Raw genomic sequence first — 23,434 nt, forward strand, 5'->3', positions numbered from 1 at the left:
ACCCATTACTCACCCATCATTTTTCAAACAACAACAGCTATGAATAACTCTAACAATAATAGCAACACTCACACAACCATTCAAATTCCCAACTATCAAATACTCGAAACAGTTTATTCAGGAAGTCGCACTTTGGTATATCGAGCTATCCGTATCAACGATAGATTACCTGTTGTCATCAAACTCTTGAAAAGTGACTATCCTAGCTTTAGCGAACTGGTGCAGTTCCGCAATCAATATACCATTGCCAAAAACCTTTGTCAACCTGGAATCATCCAAACCTATAGTCTAGAACCCTATCGAAATGGCTATGCGTTAGTCATGGAAGACTTTGGAGGGATTTCTCTTCAAGAATGGGTACTGAAAGGAGAAAACAAAATATATTTGAGGGAGTTTTTAGATGTCGCGATCGCCCTCTGCAATACCTTAGATATATTATATCGCGAGCGCATCATTCATAAAGATATTAAACCCAGTAATTTTTTGATAAATCCCGAAACTAAACAAGTCAAATTAATTGACTTTAGTATCGCCTCTCTACTACCGCGAGAAACGCCAAGTTTGATGAATCTCAATGTATTAGAAGGAACACTTGCTTATATTTCCCCAGAACAAACAGGTCGAATGAATCGGGGAATTGACTATCGGAGTGATTTTTATTCTTTAGGCGTCACTTTTTATGAATTGCTGACAGGAAAATTACCCTTTCAATCAAACGATCCGATGGAATTGGTGCACTGTCACTTAGCACAAAATGCGATCCCAGCCTATCAAATCGAGCCTAATATCCCGTTAGTTTTATCTGAAATAATTAGTAAGTTAATGGCGAAGAATGCCGAAGAACGCTATCAGAGTAGCTTGGGAATCAAGCACGATCTAGAATTTTGTCTATGTCAATTGCAAACAACCGGAAATATCGAATTTTTTGCCCTCGGAGAAAGAGATATTAGCGATCGCTTCCTGATCCCTGAAAAACTCTACGGTAGAGAAACCGAAGTGCAAAGTTTACTGGATGCCTTCGTTAGCGTAGCATCCCCCCAAGAGAATCAGGTCAGCCAAGGCAAAGCCAAACTCATGTTAGTAGCGGGTTTCTCAGGGATTGGTAAAACCGCCGTCATTAATGAAGTTCACAAGCCCATTGTCAAACAACGAGGCTATTTTATTAAAGGCAAATATAACCAGTTTCAGCGAAATATTCCCTTAGCTGCATTCGTGCGAGCCTTCCGAGATTTAATGGAGCAATTGCTTGGTGAATCAGATGCACAACTGCAAGCCTGGAAAAGCAAGATTCTGGAAGCCGTTGGCGATAGCGGACAAGTCTTAATTGAGGTGATTCCCGAACTGGAACGCATTATTGGCACTCAACCCCCAGCCACAGAACTATCGGGGAGTGCGGCCCAAAATCGCTTTAATTTACTAATGCAGAAATTTGTGCAACTTTTTAGCAGCCAAGAACATCCCTTAGTGATGTTTTTGGATGACTTACAGTGGGCAGATTCCGCATCGTTAAAATTGCTGCAATTATTAATGGAAGGGACAGAAAATTTATTAATATTGGGGGCGTATCGGGATAATGAAGTTTCGCCCGTGCATCCGTTGATATTGACAATCGACGATATCGTCAAAACTGGTATAACGGTGAATACAATTACGCTGTTACCATTGAGCTTAGTAGATATGAATCAGTTAGTGTCAGATACCCTAAATTGCCAATTATATCTAGCTCAACCCCTCACCAAATTGGTGCTGCCAAAAACCCAGGGCAACCCATTTTTTGCCACGCAATTTCTTAAAGCACTGCATGAAGAGGGACAGATTACTTTTGACTCAGAAACACGCTCTTGGCAGTGCGATATCGCTCAAATCAAAGCTTTAGCAATTACTGATGATGTAGTGGAGTTTATAGCCCTGCAATTGCAGAAGTTGCCAACCGAGACTCAGCATATTCTTAAACTAGCAGCTTGTATTGGGGCGCAGTTTGATTTGCATACACTGGCGATCGTTTCAGAAAAATCCCTAGAAGCAACAGCGACCGATCTGTGGAAAGCACTACAAGAAGGTTTGATTATTCCGAATACAGAAATCTATAAGTTCTTTATTGAGTCTAAGACAACCTCAGTTTTTGATGCAGCCGCTAATCCGATTTATCGATTTTTACACGACCGGGTGCAACAAGCAGCTTACTCCCTGATTCCTGACGAGCGAAAACAAGCAACTCATCTCAAAATTGGACAGTTACTTCAAGAAAACTCTTCAGAAATAGAACGAGAAGAAAAACTGTTTGATATTGTCGAGCATTTGAATTTAGGAATTGAGTTAATTACTCAACCAGAGGAACGCGAAACATTAGCTAAACTGAACTTGCAAGCTGGATTGAAGGCGAGAAATTCTACAGCTTACAGCGCAGCAAGGGTTTATTTGCAAACAGGGATTAACCTGTTACAGACAAAATGCTGGCAACATCAGTATGAATTGACTCTAAATCTGTATGTGGCAGCAACGGAAGCCAGCTATTTGAATGCTGACTTTGCGGGTATGGAACAGCTAGCGGCATTAGTTTTGCAGCAAGCACAGACCATTTTCGACAAAGTAAAAATCTACGAGATTCAAATTCCGGCACTAACTGCTCAGGGCAGAATGTTAGAGGCGATCGCCGTGGGAACAGAGGCTCTAGCGCAATTGGGGGTAGAATTCCCTACCGAAGTAGACGAAGCCAAGATTGGCAAAGCCTTACAAGACCTCAAGCACCTACAAAGCGGTAGAGAGATTGCCAAACTGATTGACCTGCCCGTGATGAGCGATCGCACCGCCCAAGACGCAATACAACTGTTAGGAATGTTATTTGCCCCAGTGTACATGGGAATGCCCGGTTTAGTGCCCCTCTTGACCGCGACGATGGTGCGGTTGTCGCTCCTGTTTGGCAATGCTCCCGCCTCGATGGTCGGATACACGATTCATGGCTTGGTGCTGTGTGCCTTTTTCGGCGAAGTTGAAACAGGCTACGGGTTCGGTAAATTAGCGCTCTCGTTGCTAGAGAGGTTGAATGCTCCGGGAATGAAGTCCATGACTCTAGCCATGTTTGGGTGTTTCATCCAACATCACCAGCAAGCGCTGTTAAGAATGCTACCGACACTAAAAGAGGGCTACAGGACTGGCATGGAAACTGGCGATTTTCTCTACGCTAGCTACAGCCTCTTAGTTTACGCCTATATTGCTTTTTTCGCAGGTGCAGACCTGGAAACGCTGTCATCCGAATTGGCTGCTTACAGTGTTGCTATGGTTCAAATGAAACAAGATTCGGCTGATCTTCTTATGTCATTCGTGCGACAAACGATGCAACAGTTGACAGAAACGGTGAGCCAACCAGATTGCTTGAGGGGCACTGCCTACGATGAAACGGTGATGCTGCCGAAGCATCAGCAGGATAATAATCTCACGGCGATCGCCTATGCCTACATTTTTAAGCTGCAACTTGCTTACTGGTATGGCAATTATCAGGCTGGCCTCGACTTTATCACCCAAGCCAAGTCCTGTTTGATGGCAGTATCAGGAATGGTTTTGATTCCCGTTTTCCATTTCTATGCTGCCCTGACGCACCTGGCAGTTGTTCCTACAAATCAACCAGAGCCAGCCTCCATGCTTGCTGATGCAGAAACTCATCAAATGATTCTGCATCAGTGGGCACAAAATGCCCCGATGAATTACTTGCATAAATGGCATTTAGTTGAGGCAGAAAAATATCGGATTTTGGGCAATAAAGCAGAGGCGATCGAACATTACGATCGCGCCATTCAACTTGCCAAAGAAAACCAATTCCTCAACGAAGAAGCCTTAGCCAACGAAGTTGTCGCCAAATTCTATCTCGATTGGGGCAAAGAAAAAATCGCTCAATCCTACATGACTGATGCCTATTACTGTTACACCCGCTGGGGAGCCAAAGCTAAAGTTGTTGATTTAGAAACCCGCTATCCCCAACTACTCGCACCCATATTGTCAAGACAGCCAGAGTCTGCCAATCCGACCGAAAGGATGATTTCTCAAACGGTCCAAAGTTCCACCTTCAGTAAAACAAGCCTCTCAGAAGCCCTCGATCTAGCTACTATTATCCAAGCCTCTCAATCTCTGTCGAGTGAAATTGAGTTGGAGAAATTACTCTCAACCCTACTTCAGGTAGTGCTCAAAAATGCGGGAGCCGATAAATGTGCCTTGCTGATGCCAAAAGGCGATCTCTGGGTAATTGAGGCATTATCCCAACTCGAACAGCCTGCCATTGTTTTGCGTTCGCTGCCTTTTGACGACGGTCAAACAGTACCTGTTAGCCTGATCAATCGGGTCAAAAATACTCTCTCCTTGGCTGCGATCGAGAATGCAGCGATCGAGCCAACCCTAGCTGCCGATCCCTATATTCTGCACCACTCACCCAAGAGTATTCTGTGTGCGCCAATTCTTAACCAAGGCAAGTTGATTGGCATTTTATATTTGGAAAATAACCTGACCGCGGCAGCATTTACGCGCGGGCGGCTCGAAGTTTTGAATTTATTAATGTCACAAGCAGCAATTTCCTTAGAGAATGCTAGGTTGTACACCGAACTAGAAGACAAGGTGCAAGAACGCACCCAAGCATTAAACCAAAAAAATGACCAACTGCAAACGACTTTAAAAGAATTACACCGTACCCAGACCCAGATGGTGCAAAGTGAAAAAATGTCGGCTTTGGGACAACTGGTAGCAGGGATTGCCCATGAAATTAACAACCCGATTAACTTTATTCATGGAAACGTAAATCACATTCATCAACATACACAACACCTATTGCGTTTATTAAGCTCCTATCAATCCCACTATCCTAATCCACCGGCATCCCTGCAAGCAGAGCTAGAAACTGCGGAATTGAATTTCTTGACAGAGGATTTACATAAAATACTTAAATCGATGCAACTCGGTTCTGAGCGGATTCGGCAAATTGTTCTATCTTTACGCAGCTTTTCGCGCTTGGATGAATCAGAATACAAAGCAGTGAATCTCCATGAAGGTATTGATAACACCTTAATGATTTTGCAGCATCGACTCAAAGGACAGACAGAACATCCGGCGATTGAAATTGTGAAAAACTATGGCGATCTGCCGTTGGTAGAATGCTACGCCAGAGAAATTAACCAAGTGTTTATGAATTTGATACAGAATGCAATTGATGCCTTAGAAGAAACCAATCGAGACCGCAGTTGCCAAAAGATTACTACCAACCAGAATCGGATTTGGATTAGCACGGTCAAGACAGAACAAAAACAAGTGCAGATTATCATCGCCGATAACGGAGTCGGTATTCCAGAGAAAATCCGATCGCGCATATTCGATCCTTTTTTTACAACTAAACCCGTGGGTAAAGGAACCGGGTTGGGGTTGTCAATTAGCTATCAAGCGATCGCTGAAAAACATGGCGGTTCAATTAAGGTCAAATCGACACCAGGCAGAGGAACAAAATTTATTATCACCTTACCAATTCAAGCAAAACAAAAAAGTTAATTTTTACCTAGGACTCAGACTCATTTAACCAACTACTCACTCATCAATTTTAAAACAAAAACGGCCATGAATAACTCCCACAAAAACAGCAAGTCTCCCACAAGCATTCAAATTCCCAACTATCAAATCACCAAAACAGTTTATGCGGGGAGTCGAACAATAGTTTATCGGGCAGTCCGTACCGATGACCAATTACCTGTAATCATCAAGCTGATGAAACGGCAATATCCCACTTTTAGCGAACTGGTGCAGTTTCGCAATCAGTATAGCATTGCCAAAAATTTAGACATTCCCGGCATTGTCAAACCCTACAGCTTGGAACCTTATCACAACGGCTATGCCCTGGTAATGGAAGACTTTGGAGGCATTTCCTTACAACAATTTATTCAGAAAAAAGCACTGACATTAGATCGGTTTCTCTCCATTGCTTTGTCATTGACAGACATCCTCCATTCCATACATCAACAGCGCGTCATTCACAAGGATATTAAGCCGGCCAATATCCTCATTCACCCCGATACAAAGCAAGTTAAATTAATTGACTTTTCCATCTCGACTCTACTACCGAGAGAAACCCAACAAATCCAGAGCATTAATGCCTTAGAAGGAACCCTAGCATACCTCTCCCCAGAGCAAACCGGACGGATGAATCGAGGTATAGACTATCGCAGTGACTATTACTCATTAGGTATCACCTGGTTTGAATTACTCACTGGAAAACTTCCGTTTCAGTCTGACGATCCAATGGAGTTGGTGCATTGCCATATTGCTAAACAACCGCCAAATTTAAGGAAAAGGGGGAAAGGAAAAGATATTCCTCAAGTTCTCTGCGATATTGTGATGAAATTAATCGCCAAAAATGCCGAAGACCGCTATCAGAGTACCTTGGGACTCAAACATGACTTAGAACAATGTCTGTTGCAATTGAATGAAACAGCAAAGATTGAAGATTTTCAAATTGGACAGAGAGACTTAAGCGATCGCTTTTTAATACCCGATAAACTTTATGGAAGAGCAGCGGAAATAGAAACCTTACTCCAAGCATTTGGACGAGTCGTCAACGGCTCATCTGAGCTAATGCTAGTGACAGGCTTTTCGGGGATTGGCAAAACGGCAATTGTCAATGAAGTGCATAAGCCTATCGTGCGATCGAAAGGCTACTTCATCAAAGGCAAGTACGATCAGTTTCAACGCAATATTCCGTTTTCTGGATTAGTACAAACATTCCGCGATCTGATGGGGCAACTGCTGAGTGAAAGCGATGCTCAGTTAGAGCAGTGGAAAGCCAAAATTCTGTCTGCTTTGGGTGAAAACGGGCAAGTCTTGGTCGAGGTAATTCCCGAACTAGAAGAAATTATTGGCAAACAACCATCTGCGATCGAACTTGCTGCTAGTGCGGCACAGAATCGCTTCAATCTACTGTTTGTGAAGTTCATTGAGGTGTTTGCCACGTTAGAGCATCCATTGGTGATGTTTTTGGACGATTTACAGTGGGCAGATTCAGCATCTTTGAGTTTGATGAAGCTGTTGATGAGTCAAGCAGAGGGGGGCTATCTGTTCATTATTGGTGCTTACCGCGATAATGAAGTTTTTCCAGCGCATCCGCTGATGCTGGCGTTGGAAGAAATCCAAAAAACAAAGGCAACTGTCAACACGATCGCGCTGACTGCGTTAAGCCAATCTGATGTGAATCTTATGATTGCAGACACTTTGAGTTGTGCGATCGAACGGGCAATGCTGTTAACAGAGTTAGTCTATCAAAAAGCCAAGGGCAATCCGTTTTTTACGACGCAGTTTCTCAAGGCGTTGTATGAGGATGGGCTGATTGCGTTTGACTGGCAGACAGGCTCCTGGCAGTGTGATGTAGCGCAAGTGCGATCGCTGGCACTAACCGATGATGTGGTGGAATTCATGGCAGTACAGCTACAAAAGTTATCTCCAGCAACCCAAAACATTTTAAAGCTAGCCGCTTGCATTGGCAACCAGTTTGATTTAGCAACACTGGCAATTGTTTCCGAACAATCGGAAATAGAAACAGCGACAGTGTTGTGGAAAGCCTTGCAAGAAGGAATAATTTTACCCCAGAGCGAAATTTACAAGTTTTATCAAAACTCGGAATTCGACACCCAACATTCAACACCCAACACTCAACACTGTTCTTATAAGTTTTTGCACGATCGGATTCAGCAAGCAGCATACTGCTTGATTCCCGAACAGCAAAAGCAGATGACTCACTTAAAAATTGGTCGTCTCTTATTAGAAAAGACCGCCTCTGAAAATCTCGAAGATAAGATTTTTGCTATTCTAAATCAGATTAATTACGGGGTGAATTTACTGCAAGAAGAATCAGAACGGGAATTCATTGCCCGACTCAACTTAAAGGCAGGTGAAAAAGCCAAGGTTGCCACTGCTTATGAAGCAGCACTCAACTGTTTAAATACAGGCAAGGTGCTTTTATCGAATGATAGTTGGGAGACTAACTACGCACTGACTCATCATCTATATACAAGTAGTTCAGAAGTTGAATATCTCAATGGCAACTACAAGCAAGCAGAAGAGTTGATTGCTTTTACCCTCAAAAAATCAGTCTCAATCTTAGACCGCGTGCCTGTGTATCGAATACAATTACAGTTGTATAACGTGCAATCTCAGTTCGAGCGAGCGATCGAAGTTGGGCTGTCATGTCTGCAAGAACTTAACGTAAGTTTAGAACCAAATCCACCTCAAAAGCAGCAACTTGAAGTTGAGAAACTAAGCAATCTTCCTCTGATGGCCGATCCACAGAAGGAAGCAGCAATGGAGGTCTTAATTGCCTTAACTGCTCCAGCTTACGCGCAACGACCTGAATTACTGATGGAAATTATTAACACCTTGATTTATCTCTCCATTCAATATGGTAATTCAAAGTATTCACCCTATGGTTATTGTCTTTATGGCATGATCCTTTGTGCAACGATGGAGGATATCGATCGGGGCTATCAATTGGGTCAAATGTCGTTAGATATATTAGAAAAACTGGGTGCTAAAGCATACAATGCGAAGGTTTGCAACATCTTTGGAAACTGCATTCGACACTGGCAAAAATCTGCCCGCGAAAATGTAGATTTAGCCATTGGCGTGCAGGGATTTTATAGTGGCTTGGAGACTGGAGACATAGAGTATGCTGGGTATTCAATTATTCATTATTGCGTGAGTCTGTTTTTTCTGGGTCTGCCCTTACCAGAATTAGAGAAGAAATTTGACGATTATTTGCAAATTCTGACGCAACTGAAGCATCAATATGCTACTACCATTCTCAGTATAGGTCGTCAGACTATTTTGAACTTTCAGGAAAATAACTTTAGTCAGTTTGAATTGCCTGAATACGTTCAAGAGTCTGAGCGATTAGAATCTGACCTGATTGCGAATAAAAATTTTACGACTCTCTTTCTTTTTTATCTCGTTACAGGTTTGTTTTCGTACTCGATCGGTAAATATCAAGAAGCGGTTCGTTACATGACAATAGCAGTACCTTATGCTGCTAATGCACCGGGCTTAATAACTGTCAGCGAACATAACTTCTACTATTCACTCTCTTTGCTGGCTCAATATCCTGACTTGGAGGAAAGTCAACAGATTGAGTTCTTGAAAATAGTAGATGCTAACCAGCAGACAATGAAGATTTGGGTTAATCATGCTCCTGAAAATTTTCTACATCAATATGACCTAGTAGAAGCAGAGAAAGCCAGAAGGCTAAGGCAAACTTGGCAAGCCGCTGAGTATTACGATCGCGCAATTGCTGGAGCCAAAACCAACGGCTATATCCAAATAGAAGCACTCGGCAATGAGCTAGCAGCAAAATTATACCTCGACTGGAACAAAGAAAAAGTTGCCGCAGCTTATATGCAGGAAGCCTACTATTGCTACGCCCGTTGGGGAGCCAAAGCCAAAATTATTGACTTAGAAAAACGCTATCCCCAACTGCTTGCTCCTATCCTCCAACAAACCCGTTCTCCCCTCTCCACTAATGAAACTATCTTTACATTAGCAAGCGTCACATCCACCAGTTCCTCCACTTCCAGCAGTAGCAGTATCTCTGTGGCTTTAGATTTAGCTGCCATTCTGAAAGCTTCTCAAACTCTTTCTGGCGAAATCGAACTGGAAAAACTGCTTTCATCGCTGCTGCATATCGCGATCGAAAATGCTGGAGCCGATAAGTGCGTGTTAATGCTGGTGGAGTCAAATAATTTACTGATTCTAGCGTTAGCGGATCTAGGCTTAGATCGCAATGGAAATACCCAAGTTGATTTTTATTCAATGCTAAGCAATCCCCAGCCTGTTGAAGCATCACAGAATGTACCAATTGGCTTAATTAATACTGTCAAACGCAGCTTAAAACCTGCGGTTATTTTTGATGCCACAGTATATCCGCAATTAATTAATGACTCCTACATTCAGCAACAGCAACCTAAGAGTATCTTGTGCAGTCCGATTTTGCGTCAAGGCAAATTGCTCGGTATTTTATATCTAGAAAATAACTTAGCTATTGGAGCTTTTACTAGGGATCGCGTCGAACTGCTCAATCTCCTTTGCTCTCAGGCGGCCATTTCTCTGGAAAATGCCCGACTTTACGAGCGATCGCTAGAGTATGCTCAACAACTAGAACAATCTCTCGAAAACTTGAGTGTGAGTAACTCTCGCTTTGAGAAATTAGTAGACAATGTGCCGGGGGTTGTTTATCAAGCCCGATCGACTGCCGATGAGGTCAGATATCTAACCTACGTCAGTGCCGAGTGTTACGACTTGTTTGAAATCACGCCAGTACAAGCGATCGCTAATATCCAGTTTCTTACAGAATCGATCCATCCAGAGGATACTGCAAGTTACCAGCAGTCCCTTACCGACTCGATACAAACCCTAACTCCTCTGGACTGGTCAGGGCGAATTCTGACACCATCGGGAATTGTCAAGTGGATTCACATCGAAACTCGCATCCAAAAACTTGCTGATGGAACTCTGGTGTGGGATGGATTGGTGTTAGATATTAGCGATCGCAAACGTGCCGAAGCCGCCATCATCCAAAAATCTCAAGAATTAGAGCAAGCCTTACAAAACTTGCAGCAAACCCAATTGCAAATGATTCAAAGCGAAAAGATGTCAGCATTGGGTAACTTAGTAGCTGGTGTAGCTCACGAAATCAACAACCCTGTTGGCTTCCTGACTGGCAATATTACCCCAGCCTTAGATTACATTAACGATTTGTTTGGATTGATCGATCTAGTGCAACAAAAATATCCTCAACTCGATCCAGCAATTCAAGAGGAAATCGAAACCATTGAACTTGACTACATCCGGGAAGACTTACCCAAGTTAATTGAATCGATGCAAGAAGGCGTGAAGCGAATTCAAGACATTAGTATTAGTCTGCGGACTTTCTCGCGTGCTGATAGCGATCGCCCCGTGGCCTGTAATATTCACGAGGGCATTGATAGTACAATTATGATCCTCAAGCATCGCCTCAAAGCCAACGACACTCGCCCGGAAATCCAAGTTATTAAGGACTATGGCGCTCTCCCAAAAATCGAGTGCTATGCCGGACAATTAAATCAGGTATTTATGAATATTTTGGGAAATGCGGTCGATGCTTTGAATGAATCAAATATTGGACGGAGTTATGCAGAGATTAAAGCCAATCCCAATCAAATTATCGTCAAAACAGAGTTATCTACCGACCCAAAACAGGTAATAATTCGGATTAAAGACAATGGTATTGGCATGAGTGAAGCGGTGCGGGCTCAAGTTTTTGATAATTTATTTACGACAAAAGAGGTTGGGAAAGGCACGGGGTTAGGATTGGCGATCGCGCGTCAAATCGTCGTCGAAAAACATAGCGGTTCCCTGAACGTCAACTCTATAATGGGAACTGGAACAGAATTTATCATCATCTTACCCATTCACGCCTAAAAAAAAGTTCACTTTTCTCTCTTCTTCAGACTCATCTAACCAATTAGTCACTCATCAATTCTCAAACAACAACAGCCATGAATAACTCCAACGAAAATATTAATACCCCCACAACCATTCAAATTCTCGACTATCAAATTCTCGAAACAGTTTATTCAGGAAGTCGCACCTTAGTTTATCGAGCCATCCGTAACAAAGACCTATTACCTGTCATCATCAAACTCCTGAAAAATGACTATCCCACGTTTAGCGAACTGGTGCAGTTTCGCAATCAGTATACCATTGCTAAAAACCTTTGTCAACCTGGAATCGTACAAACTTATAGCCTGGAAGCATATCAAAATGGCTATGCGTTAGTGATGGAAGACTTTGGGGGGATTTCTCTTCAGGAATGGGCGGGTTCGGGGAAAAACGCATTCTCCTTGAGGGAATTTTTAGAAATGGCGAGCTCCCTCTGCAATACCTTAGATATACTGTATCGCGAGCGCATCATTCATAAAGACATCAAACCCGCGAATATTCTGATTAATCCCAAAACCAAACAAGTAAAATTAATCGACTTTAGCATCGCCTCATTGCTACCGCGAGAAACGCAAACTTTGATGAATCCCAATGTGTTAGAAGGAACACTTGCTTATATTTCTCCAGAACAAACAGGAAGAATGAATCGGGGAATTGATTACCGCACTGACTTCTATTCTTTGGGTGTAACTTTTTACGGATTACTCACAGGAGAGTTACCGTTTAAGTCAAAAGAGCCAATGGAGTTAGTACATTGTCATATTGCGAAGCCCTCTCCTTTAGTACATGAAATTAATTCCGAAATTCCATCTGTATTATCAGAAATCGTCACAAAATTGATGGCGAAAAATGCTGAAAGTCGCTATCAAAGTGCATTGGGAATTAAATTTGATTTAGAAAAATGTTTAGAGCAGCTACAAACAACTGGTAGGATTGAAACTTTTGAAATTGCCCAACGGGATGTATGCGATCGCTTCCTCATCCCCGATCGACTCTACGGACGAGAAGCCGAGGTAGAAACTCTACTCCAAGCCTTTGAGCGAGTCAGTCTTGGAGCCACAGAAATGATGCTAGTCGCTGGTTTTTCGGGGATTGGAAAAACAGCCGTTGTCAACGAAGTTCATAAACCCATTGTCAGGCAACGCGGTTATTTTATCAAAGGAAAATTTGACCAATTTCAACGGAATATTCCCTTCAGTGCTTTTGTGCAAGCGTTCCGAGATTTAATGGGACAATTGTTAACCGAAAGCGATCCACAAATCCACCAATGGAAAAACCAAATATTATCAGCAGTGGGAGAAAATGGTCAAGTAATTATTGAAGTTATCCCCGAACTAGAAACAATTATTGGTGAACAACCATCCGCACCAGAATTATCAGGAACGGCAGCCCAAAATCGCTTTAATTTAGTGTTTCAAAAATTTACCCAAGTCTTTACCAGTGCTGAACATCCATTAGTGATTTTCTTAGATGATTTGCAATGGGCAGATTTGGCATCGCTGAAGTTAATGCAATTATTAATGGCTGAGAAAAGTCATCTTTTATTAATTGGTGCGTACCGTGATAACGAAGTCAATCCAGCACATCCTTTGATGTTGACCTTGAGTGAGATTCAAAAAACACTGTTCACAATTAATACGATTACTTTAGCACCACTGAGTCAAGTCACAGTGAATCAATTAGTTGCTGATACCCTGAAATGCAGAGAAAATTTAGCCTTGCCTATTTCTCAATTGGTATTTCATAAAACCCAAGGAAATCCCTTTTTTGCTACACAGTTTCTCAAGGTATTACATCAAGAGCAACTGATTCAGTTTAACTGTACTGAGGGTTATTGGCAATGTGACATTGCACAAGTGAAGCAGCAAGCGGTTACGGATGATATTGTGGCTTTTATGGCATTGCAATTAGAAAAACTGCCTCCCTCAACTCAACAGGTATTGCAGTTAGCAGCTTGTATTGGCAATCAGTTTGATTTAGTAACTTTGGCAATTGTTTCGGAACACTCAGAGGTAGAAACTGCCTCTAATTTGTGGAGAGCATTGCAAGAAGGATTGATTTTACCAATTAGTAGTTTTTATAAATTTTATCATGGGGAAGAGCGGCAAGAATCGGCAGTGGAAAGTGAGAATAGCTCTAAAGAAATAGCTAAATATAGCTTTTTACACGATCGCGTCCAACAAGCCGCCTATTCCCTGATTCCCGATCGCCAGAAAGCCTCAATCCATCTGAATATAGGTCAACTGCTGCTCGATCGCACATCGGACATAGAACAGAACAACAAACTATTTGATATCGTCAATCACCTGAACAGGGGATTGAAATTGGTCGCCCGGCCCGCAGAACGAGAGAAAATTGCCCAATTAAACGGACTCGCCGCCAAAAGAGCCAGGTCTGCAACCGCCTATGAGTCTGCGATGACCTACGCAACTACGGGAATCACCCTGTTAACCCCTGATTGCTGGCAAAGTCAGTATGAATTGGCTCTAATGTTGCACGAATTGGCGGCTGAAAATGCTTTTCTTGCCAGAGAACTCGAGCAAATGGAACATTGGGCCGAGATAGTGTTGCAGCAAGCAAAAACACTACTCGATCGGGTGAAAATCTACGAAATAGAGATTCAAAACCATATATTCCAGCATCAATTCTTGGATGCGCTCGCCTTGGCGAAACAAGTGCTAAGTCAATTGGGTATTCAATTACCCGATTGTCCTACTCAGGAAGATATCCAGCAGGGATTTCAGTATACGGTGAACCTGTTGGCAGGTAGACCGATCGAGGAGTTATTAAACCTGCCCCCCATGACGGCATCTGAACCCCTGGCAGCGATGAGAATTGCCGCCAGCGCTGCACCAGGCATTTATAATACAAATCCTTTGTTATATCCATTACTGATTTTTTCGCAGGTAAATGCCTCGATTCAACATGGCAACGCACCGTTCTCTGCTTTCTTTTATGTCAGCTATGGCCTGCTCTTGAATGGCATTTTAGAAGACATGGAAGCGGCAGAGCGGGCTGGCAAGCTAGCGTTAGCGGTAATCGAAAAACTCAATGCCAAGGAGGTTGAATGTAGAATCCGCGTCATATTGGGGGCATTTGTTCTGCATGGAACTACTCATTTGCAAATGTCAGTGCCAGTTCTACGGGAAAGCTACCAAATTGGATTAGATACCGGAGATTTGGAATTTGCGGGTTATGGCGCATTTCATAGCTGCAAAATTGCCTACTTCAGCAGTCAGGAACTCTTAACCCTGGAGCGAGATATCCACGTCTACAGTCAGATGCCGAAGAATCTCAAGCAGGTTCAGACGTTTAACTGCTTTCAAATACTCAGACAGGCGGTTTTAAAACTGTTGGGCAATGCTCACAATTCCCAGCTTTTGGTGGGCGATCTGTGCGACGAGGCGCAGTTCCTACCCCAGTTGTTGGCAGCGAACGATCTGCAGGGGCTTCATTTCTTCTATCTCCATAAATTGATTCTTGGCTATCTGTTTGATGACACGGCGCATTCTCTGTCAGACATTGCGACTGTGGGCAGACAGTATTTAGGAGCAGGGGCAGGTATTGTTACGGTGCCAATCTTTTACTTCTATGACTCTCTGGCTGCTTTAAGTGGTGATTTTAGTGGGGAGTCTGAATTAGCGGAGCGCCTGCAACGGGTAGCAGAGAATCAGGCTTCGTTGCAGAAGCGGGCACACCATGCACCGATGAACCACTTGCACAAGTGGTGTTTGGTGGAGGCCCAAAAGCATCGAGTGTTAGGTGAAAAAGCCTTAGCGATCGACTTGTACGATCGTGCCATTTCAGGAGCCAAAGAAAACGGTTATATCCAAGAAGAAGCACTTGCTAACGAACTGGCGGCAAAGTTCTACCTCGACTGGGGCAAAGAGCGCATTGCCCAAGAATACATCACCCAAGCCTACTACGGCTATGCTCGCTGGGGTGCTAAAGCCAAAGTTGCTGACTTAGAAAAACGCTACCCACAACTGCTTGCCCCCATATTACAGCAAACCCGTTCTCCCCTCTCCACTAATGAAACCATCTTCGCCTTGGGAAGTGTCACCTCCACAATTTCTGCCACTTCTAGCAGTAGCAGTGTCTCAGATACCCTAGATTTAAAAACTCTTATCAAAGCTTCCCAAACTATCTCAAGCGAAATCGAACTCGAAAAACTGCTTTCATCGTTGCTTTCTATTGTGATTGAAAATGCAGGAGCCGATAAGTGCGTGTTAATACTCTTGCAAGACTCGCGCCTGCTAATCAAAGGGTCAATTAGCGTGGGGATGGAGCCAGTCGTGTTGCAGCACATTCCCGTTGAAGACAGTCAAGAAATTCCCCTGAAACTAATTTACAAAGTCAAGCATCACAAGCAGACTACTGTGCTAATTGATGTGGATGCCGATCTGACTTTAGCTCACGATCCATATATCATTAATCAGCAACCCAAGAGTATTTTGTGTAGCCCGCTTTTGCATCAAGGTAAGTTAATAGGCATTTTATATCTAGAAAACAACTTAGCAACGGGAGCATTTACCCACGATCGCATCGAACTACTCAACCTACTCTGCGCTCAAGCCGCTATTTCTCTAGAAAATGCCCGACTTTACGAGCTAGAACAGGAAAAATCCAAGTCATTACAAGCATCGCTCGAACAATTACAACAAACCGAAGCATCTCTAGCTAAAGAGCGAGAGTTTTTGAATGCGATCATTCATAATATTACCGATGGCATTGTTGTCTGTGATGCTAGTGGTAGTTTGACCTTATTTAACAATGCAACTCGTGAATTTCACGGTTTACCAGTGGAATCATTACCGTCAGAAAAATGGGCAGAATATTTCTCACTCTATCAACCTGATGGTCAAACACCCTTACCAAAAACGGAAATTCCTTTGTTTCGCGCCTTGCAAGGAGAAATCGTTGAAAATGCCGAAATGGTAATTGCACCGAAGCAAGGTTTTCGGAGAATTTTGTTAGCTAGCGGACAAGCAATCTTCGATCCTTGGGGTAACAAAGTTGGCGCGGTAGTTGTGATGCGAGATATTAGCGATCGCAAACAAGCAGAACTCGCCTTAGAGCAAAAATCACTCTTATTAGAACAAGCATTACACAACTTGCAAAACGCCCAATTACAAATCGTCCAAAGTGAGAAAATGTCGGCTTTAGGTAATTTAGTGGCTGGTGTGGCGCATGAAATGAATAATCCTTTGGGTTTTATTGCTGCCAGTCTCCAAGAAACTAAACCTACTATTGCCGAGCTGATCGAACACTTGCAACTCTATCAAGACACTTTCCAGAACCCTAGCGAGCAAATTATCGATCATGCCGAAGAAATTGATTTGGAATATACCTTAGAAGACTTACCTAAGATAATAGATTCTATGTCTAAGGCGTGTGACAGGCTCAAAAATATCAGTACCAGTCTCCGCACTTTCTCCCGTGCCGATCGCGATTACAAAGTACCTTTTAATATCCATGAAGGTATTGAGAGTACAATATTAATTCTCAAACATCGCCTGAAAGCTAATGAGCAACGTCCGGCCATTGAAGTTGTCACCAACTATGAGAATATTCCGAGTATTAATTGCTTCCCCGGTCAATTAAATCAGGTATTTATGAATATTCTGGCGAATGCGATCGATGCTTTGGATGAATCAAATACAGGTCGCTGTTTTGCCGAAATTCAGGAGGTTCTCAACCGCATTACCATTCAAACTTCCTCGATAGATAATCAGGTGAAGATTACGATTGCTGATAATGGAAAGGGGATGAAGGAAGAAGTTAAACAAAAAATATTTGACCATTTATTTACGACAAAAGAGGTTGGGAAAGGCACGGGGTTAGGATTGGCGATCGCGCGTCAAATCGTCGTCGAAAAACATAGCGGTTCCCTGAACGTCAACTCTATAATGGGAACTGGAACAGAATTTATCATCATCTTACCCACTCACGCCTAAAAAAAAGTTCACTTTTCTCTCTTCTTCAGACTCATCTAACCAATTAGTCACTCATCAATTCTCAAACAACAACAGCCATGAATAACTCCAACGAAAATATCAATACCCCCACAACCATTCAAATTCTCGACTATCAAATTCTCGAAACAGTTTATTCAGGAAGTCGCACCTTAGTTTATCGAGCCATCCGTAACAAAGACCTATTACCTGTCATCATCAAACTCCTGAAAAATGACTATCCCACGTTTAGCGAACTGGTGCAGTTTCGCAATCAGTATACCATTGCTAAAAACCTTTGTCAACCTGGAATCGTACAAACTTATAGCCTGGAACCCTATCAAAATGGCTATGCGTTAGTGATGGAAGACTTTGGGGGGATTTCTCTTCAGGAATGGGCGGGTTCGGGGAAAAACGCATTCTCCTTGAGGGAATTTTTAGAAATGGCGATCGCCCTGTGCAATACCTTAGATATATTGTATCGCGAGCGGATTATTCACAAAGACATTAAACCCAGCAATATTTTGATTAATCCCGAAACAAAACAAATTAAATTAATTGACTTTAGCATTGCTTCCTTGTTACCGCGAGAAACGCAAACATTAATCAATCCCAATGTGTTAGAAGGAACGCTCGCTTATATCTCCCCCGAACAAACCGGGAGAATGAACCGGGGAATTGACTATCGGACCGATTTTTATTCTTTGGGTGTAACTTTCTTTGAATTACTCACAGCAGAATTACCATTTCAAGCGAACGATGTGATGGAGCTAGTACATTGTCATATAGCCAAAGCATCGCCATTAGTACAGGAAATAACTTCAGAAATTCCATCTGTCCTGTCAAAGATTGTCAATAAATTGATGGCAAAAAATGCCGAAGAGCGATATCAAAGTGCATTAGGGATCAAAAATGATTTAGAAAATTGTTTATCTCAACTTCAAGAAACGGGTAAGATTGAGAACTTTGAAATAGCACAAAGGGATGTATGCGATCGCTTCATCATCCCCGATCGACTCTACGGACGAGAAACCGAAGCAGCCACTTTACTGCAAGCCTTTGAAAGAGTCAGTCTGGGCGCAACAGAACTGATGCTCGTTGCAGGGTTTTCAGGGATCGGCAAAACCGCCGTAGTCAACGAAGTTCATAAACCCATTGTGCGGCAACGCGGCTACTTCATCAAAGGTAAATACGACCAGTTCAACCGCAACATCCCCTTCAGTGCCTTTGTCCAAGCTTTTCGCGACTTGATGTCACAACTATTGAGTGAAACTGATATTCATCTATTGCAGTGGAAAGAGAAAATCTTATCTGCTTTAGGTGAAAATGGGCAAGTTTTAATAGATGTCATTCCCGAACTAGAGCAAATTATCGGCAAACAACCACCTGCCGCAGAACTCTCTGGTAGTGCAGCTTTAAACCGCTTCAACTTGTTATTTGGCAAGTTCATAGCCCTGTTCGCTACAGCCGAGCATCCTTTAGTAATGTTTCTCGATGACTTGCAGTGGGCAGATTCAGCTTCACTGAGCTTGATGCAGGTGTTGATGAGTCAAAGCGAGATGGGCTATCTGCTAACGATCGGGGCATACCGAGATAACGAAGTCTTTCCGGCACATCCGCTGATGCTGACATTAGAGGAGATGAAGAAAGCAAGAGCAACCATCAGCACTCTAACTCTGGCTCCTTTAAGTCAATCTCATATCAATCTTTTGGTTGCCGACACCCTCAGTTGTACAAAAGTTATAGCGCAACCTTTGAGTGAGTTAGTTTATCAAAAAACCCAAGGCAACCCGTTCTTTGCTACCCAATTTCTCAAAGCTTTGCATCAGGATGGCTACATTGCATATAACTTCACTGTAGGACACTGGCAGTGCGATATTGCAGCGGTGAAATTGCTCTCGCTTACTGATGATGTAGTCGAGTTCATGGCAATGCAATTGCAAAAGTTGCCCGATGCTACTCAAGCGATACTGAAGCTAGCTGCTTGTGTGGGCGCACAATTTGATTTAGAGACATTGGCGATCGTTTCAGAACAATCGCTAACCGATGCCGCAACAGCATTGTGGAGAGCTTTGCAGGAAGGCTTGATTTTACCCACGAGTCAGATTTACAAGTTTTTTCAGGGTACACAACAGTCTGACTCAGAGGAAACCGTTAATCCAAGCTACCGTTTCCTGCACGATCGCGTCCAGCAAGCTGCCTATTCCCTAATTCCCGATCGCGAAAAAGCCTCGATCCATCTGAAAATAGGTCAACTGCTGCTCAACTACACATCAGATATAGAACAGACCAACAAACTATTTGATATCGTCAATCACCTGAACAGGGGATTGAAATTGGTCGCCCGGCCCGCAGAACGAGAGAAAATTGCCCAGTTAAACGGACTCGCCGCCAAAAAAGCCCGGTCTGCAACCGCCTATGAATCTGCTATGACCTACGCAACTACAGGCATTACCCTGTTAACCCCCGATTGTTGGCAAAGTCAGTATGAATTGGCTCTAATGTTGCATGAATTGGCGGCTGAAAATGCCTTTCTGGCTGGAGAACGTGAGCAAATGGAACATTGGGCCCAGATAGTATTACAGCAAGCCAAAACACTACTCGATCGGGTAAAAGTCTACGAAATCGAGATTCAAAACCATACATTGCAGCATCAACTGTTGGATGCGAGCGCCTTGGCCAAACAAGTGCTAAGTCAATTGGGTATTCCATTGCCCGATAGCCCTACTCAGGAAGATATCCGGCAGGGATTTGAGGATACGGTGAACCTGTTGGCGGGTAGAGCGATCGAGGAGTTATTAAACCTGCCTCCCATGACGGCAGCTAAACCCCTAGCAGCGATGAAAATTGCCGCCAGCGCTGCACCAGGAATTTATAATACAAATCCTTCCTTGTATCCATTACTGATTCTGTCGCAGGTGAATGCCTCGATTCAATATGGCAACGCGCCATTCTCTGCCTTCTTTTATGCCAGCTATGGTCTGCTGTTGAATGGCATTTTAGAAGACATGGAAGCAGCCGATCGGGCTGGCAAGCTAGCGTTAGCAGTAATCGAAAAACTCAATGCCAAGGAGGTTGAATGTAGAACCCGCGTTATATTGGGGGCGCTGGTTCTGCATGGAACTACTCATCTGCAAACGTCACTGCAAGTTCTACGGGAAGGCTACCAAATTGGATTAGACACCGGAGATTTGGAATTTGCGGGTTATGCTGCACTTCATAGCTGCCAAAATGCCTACTTCAGCAGTCAGGAACTCTTAACGCTGGAGCGAGACATCTACGCCTACAGCCAGATGCCAAAGAATCTCAAGCAGGTTCTAACGTTTAACTGCTTTCAAATGCTCAGACAGGTGGTTTTGAACCTGTTGGGTCATGCTAGGAATCCCCAGCTATTGGTGGGCGAGCTGTGCGACGAGGCGCAGTTTCTACCCGAGTTGTTGGCAGCGAACGGTCTGATGGGGCTTCATTTCTTCTATCTGCATAAACTGATTCTTGGCTACCTGTTTGGCGACACGGCGCAATCCCTGTCAGACATTGCGACTCAGGGCCGACAGTATTTAGCAGCAGGGGCAGGTTTTGTCACAGTGCCCATCTTTTACTTCTATGACTCTCTGGCGGCTTTAATCGGCGATTTTAGTGGGGAGTCTGAATTAGCGGATTGCCTGCAACGAGTAGCAGAGAATCAGGCTTCGTTGCAGAAGCGATCGCACCACGCACCGATGAACTTCTTGCACAAGTGGCATTTGGTGGAAGCAGAAAAGCATCGAGTCTTAGGTGAAAAAGCCTTAGCGATCGACTATTACGATCGCGCCATTGCTCTTGCGAAAGAACACGGTTATATCCAAGAAGAAGCACTTGCTAACGAACTGGCGGCAAAGTTCTACCTCGACTGGGGCAAAGAGCGCATTGCCCGAGAATACATCACAAACGCCTACTACGGCTATGCTCGCTGGGGTGCTAAAGCCAAAGTTGCTGACTTAGAAAAACGCTACCCACAACTGCTTGCCCCCATATTACAGCAAACCCGTTCTCCCCTCTCCCCTCACGAAACTATCTTCACATTGGGAAGTGTCACCTCCACAAGTTCCGCCACATCCAGCAGTAGTGTCTCATATACCCTAGATTTAAAAGCTATTCTCAAAGCATCTCAAACTATCTCAGGGGAAATCGAACTCGAAAAACTGCTTTCATCGTTACTTTCGCTCGTCATCGAAAATGCGGGGGCTGATAAATGCGTATTGATGCTCTTGCGAGACGATTGCTTGCTGATTAAAGGGTCAATTACTCTGGGTTCGGAGCCTGTTGTGTTGCAGCGCCTTCCGATTGAAGATAGCCAGGACATTCCCCACAAACTGATTTACAAAGTCAAGCATGACAGGCAAACTGTTGTGCTAATTAATGCAAATGCCGATCTGACCTTAGCCAACGACCCCTATATCATGCGTCAGCAGCCGTCTAGTATTTTGTGCAGCCCGATTTTGCATCAAGGTAAGTTGATGGGCATTTTATATCTAGAGAATAATTTAGCAAAAGGGGCGTTTACGAGCGATCGCATCGAACTGCTGAATTTACTCTGCGCTCAAGCTGCGATTTCTTTAGAAAATGCCCGACTTTATGAGCGATCGCTAGAAAATGCCCAACAGCTAGAGGAATCACTCAACTCATTGAGTGCGAGTAACTCTCGCTTCCATAGCTTGGTAAACAACGTGCCTGGGGTAGTTTTTCAATATCCCATGAGTGCCGATGGGGTTATATCGTTGAGCTACATCAGTGCTGACTGTTACAGCTTGCTGGAAATTACCCCAGAGCAAGCTATGTCCAATTGGCAGTTTTTCACCAATATGGTGCATCCAGATGACATCGCAAGTTTTCTACAGTCCCAAACTCATGTCATTCAAACCGAATCTTCCTGGCACTGGTCAGGGCGAATTATCACCCCATCAGGAATTATCAAGTGGATTCATGGGGAATCTCAAATCCAAAGATTTGCCGATGGGTCTATGGTTTGGGATGGATTATATTTGGATATTAGCGATCGCAAAATAGCAGAACTTGCCCTACAGCAAAAATCTCTAGATTTACAACAAGCATTGGTTGATGTACAACAAGCACAATTACAAATCGTGCAAAGTGAAAAAATGTCTGCACTGGGTAATTTAGTTGCAGGTGTCGCTCATGAAATGAATAATCCTTTGGGCTTTATTTCTGCGAGTCTCCAACAAGCTAAACCTACTGTTGCCGACCTGATTGAACACTTAAAACTCTATCAAGCAAGTCTCCCTAATCCGAATGATGAAATTCTTGACCATGCAGAAGAAATTGATTTAGATTATACCTTGGAAGACTTACCAAAAGTTATTAATTCAATGGAGATGGCGTGCGATCGCCTGAAAAACATCAGCACTTCACTCCGCACATTCTCTCGTGCCGATCGAGATTACAAAGTGCCATTTAATATTCACGAAGGCATCGACAGCACTCTTTTAATTCTCAAACATCGCCTGAAAGCTAACGAGCAACGTCCGGCGATTGAAGTGATTGCTAATTATGGAAAATTGCCGCAAATAGAGTGTTTTCCGGGACAACTCAATCAGGTGTTTATGAATATCCTGGCCAATGCTATTGATGCGTTAGATGAATCAAATATCGGTCGAAGCTTTGCAGAAATTAAGGCAAATCCCAACTGCATTACAATTCAAACCTCCTTAGCAGAACGCCAGGTGAAGATTAGTATTGCTGATAATGGCAAGGGGATGAGTGAATCAGTCAAACAAAAGATTTTTGACCATTTATTTACTACGAAAACTGTCGGAAAAGGCACGGGATTGGGACTGGCGATCGCGCGTCAAATTATCGTCGAAAAACATGGTGGTTCTATTCAAGTCAACTCTATAATGGGAACTGGAACTGAATTTATCATCACTTTACCCACTCATGCTAAAAAAAGTTAACTTTTCACTCTTCTTCAGACTCATTTAACCAATTACTCACCC

4 protein-coding genes are annotated in these 23,434 nt (G+C 43.3%); all 4 read left to right on the plus strand.

Annotated elements, in window-relative coordinates:
• Positions 1 to 39 precede the first annotated feature (39 nt).
• The 4 genes from QUA56_RS01675 to QUA56_RS01690 all read left to right on the plus strand — a co-directional run bounded on the left by QUA56_RS01675 (position 40) and on the right by QUA56_RS01690 (position 23,392).
• Positions 40 to 5,523 carry an AAA family ATPase gene (locus QUA56_RS01675; protein ID WP_333352317.1) on the plus strand — a complete coding sequence of 1,828 codons (5,484 nt, stop codon included), beginning with the start codon at positions 40 to 42 and terminating at the stop codon, positions 5,521 to 5,523.
• Between the two features lie 66 nt (positions 5,524 to 5,589).
• Entirely contained in the window at positions 5,590 to 11,466 is a 5,877-nt protein-coding gene (locus QUA56_RS01680; RefSeq protein ID WP_333352320.1) for an AAA family ATPase, read from the plus strand.
• Positions 11,467 to 11,543: 77 nt separating this feature from the next.
• The gene (locus tag QUA56_RS01685) at positions 11,544 to 17,444 is read left to right on the plus strand and encodes an AAA family ATPase (RefSeq protein WP_333352323.1); all 5,901 of its coding nucleotides are present in this window, start codon (positions 11,544 to 11,546) and stop codon (positions 17,442 to 17,444) included.
• Positions 17,445 to 17,521: 77 nt separating this feature from the next.
• Positions 17,522 to 23,392, plus strand: a complete 5,871-nt coding sequence (locus QUA56_RS01690) for an AAA family ATPase (protein ID WP_333352326.1) — start codon at positions 17,522 to 17,524, stop codon at positions 23,390 to 23,392.
• The last annotated feature ends 42 nt before the right edge of the window (positions 23,393 to 23,434 follow it).

The sequence above is a fragment of the Microcoleus sp. N3A4 genome (genome assembly GCF_036701805.1).
GTDB lineage: Bacteria > Cyanobacteriota > Cyanobacteriia > Cyanobacteriales > Microcoleaceae > Microcoleus.

Excerpts from the sequence above, each read along its gene's own strand:
- QUA56_RS01675 (WP_333352317.1), top strand. The coding sequence starts at position 40 with ATGAATAACTCTAACAATAATAGCAACACTCACACAACCATTCAAATT.
- QUA56_RS01680 (WP_333352320.1), top strand. The coding sequence starts at position 5,590 with ATGAATAACTCCCACAAAAACAGCAAGTCTCCCACAAGCATTCAAATT.
- QUA56_RS01685 (WP_333352323.1), top strand. The coding sequence starts at position 11,544 with ATGAATAACTCCAACGAAAATATTAATACCCCCACAACCATTCAAATT.
- QUA56_RS01690 (WP_333352326.1), top strand. The coding sequence starts at position 17,522 with ATGAATAACTCCAACGAAAATATCAATACCCCCACAACCATTCAAATT.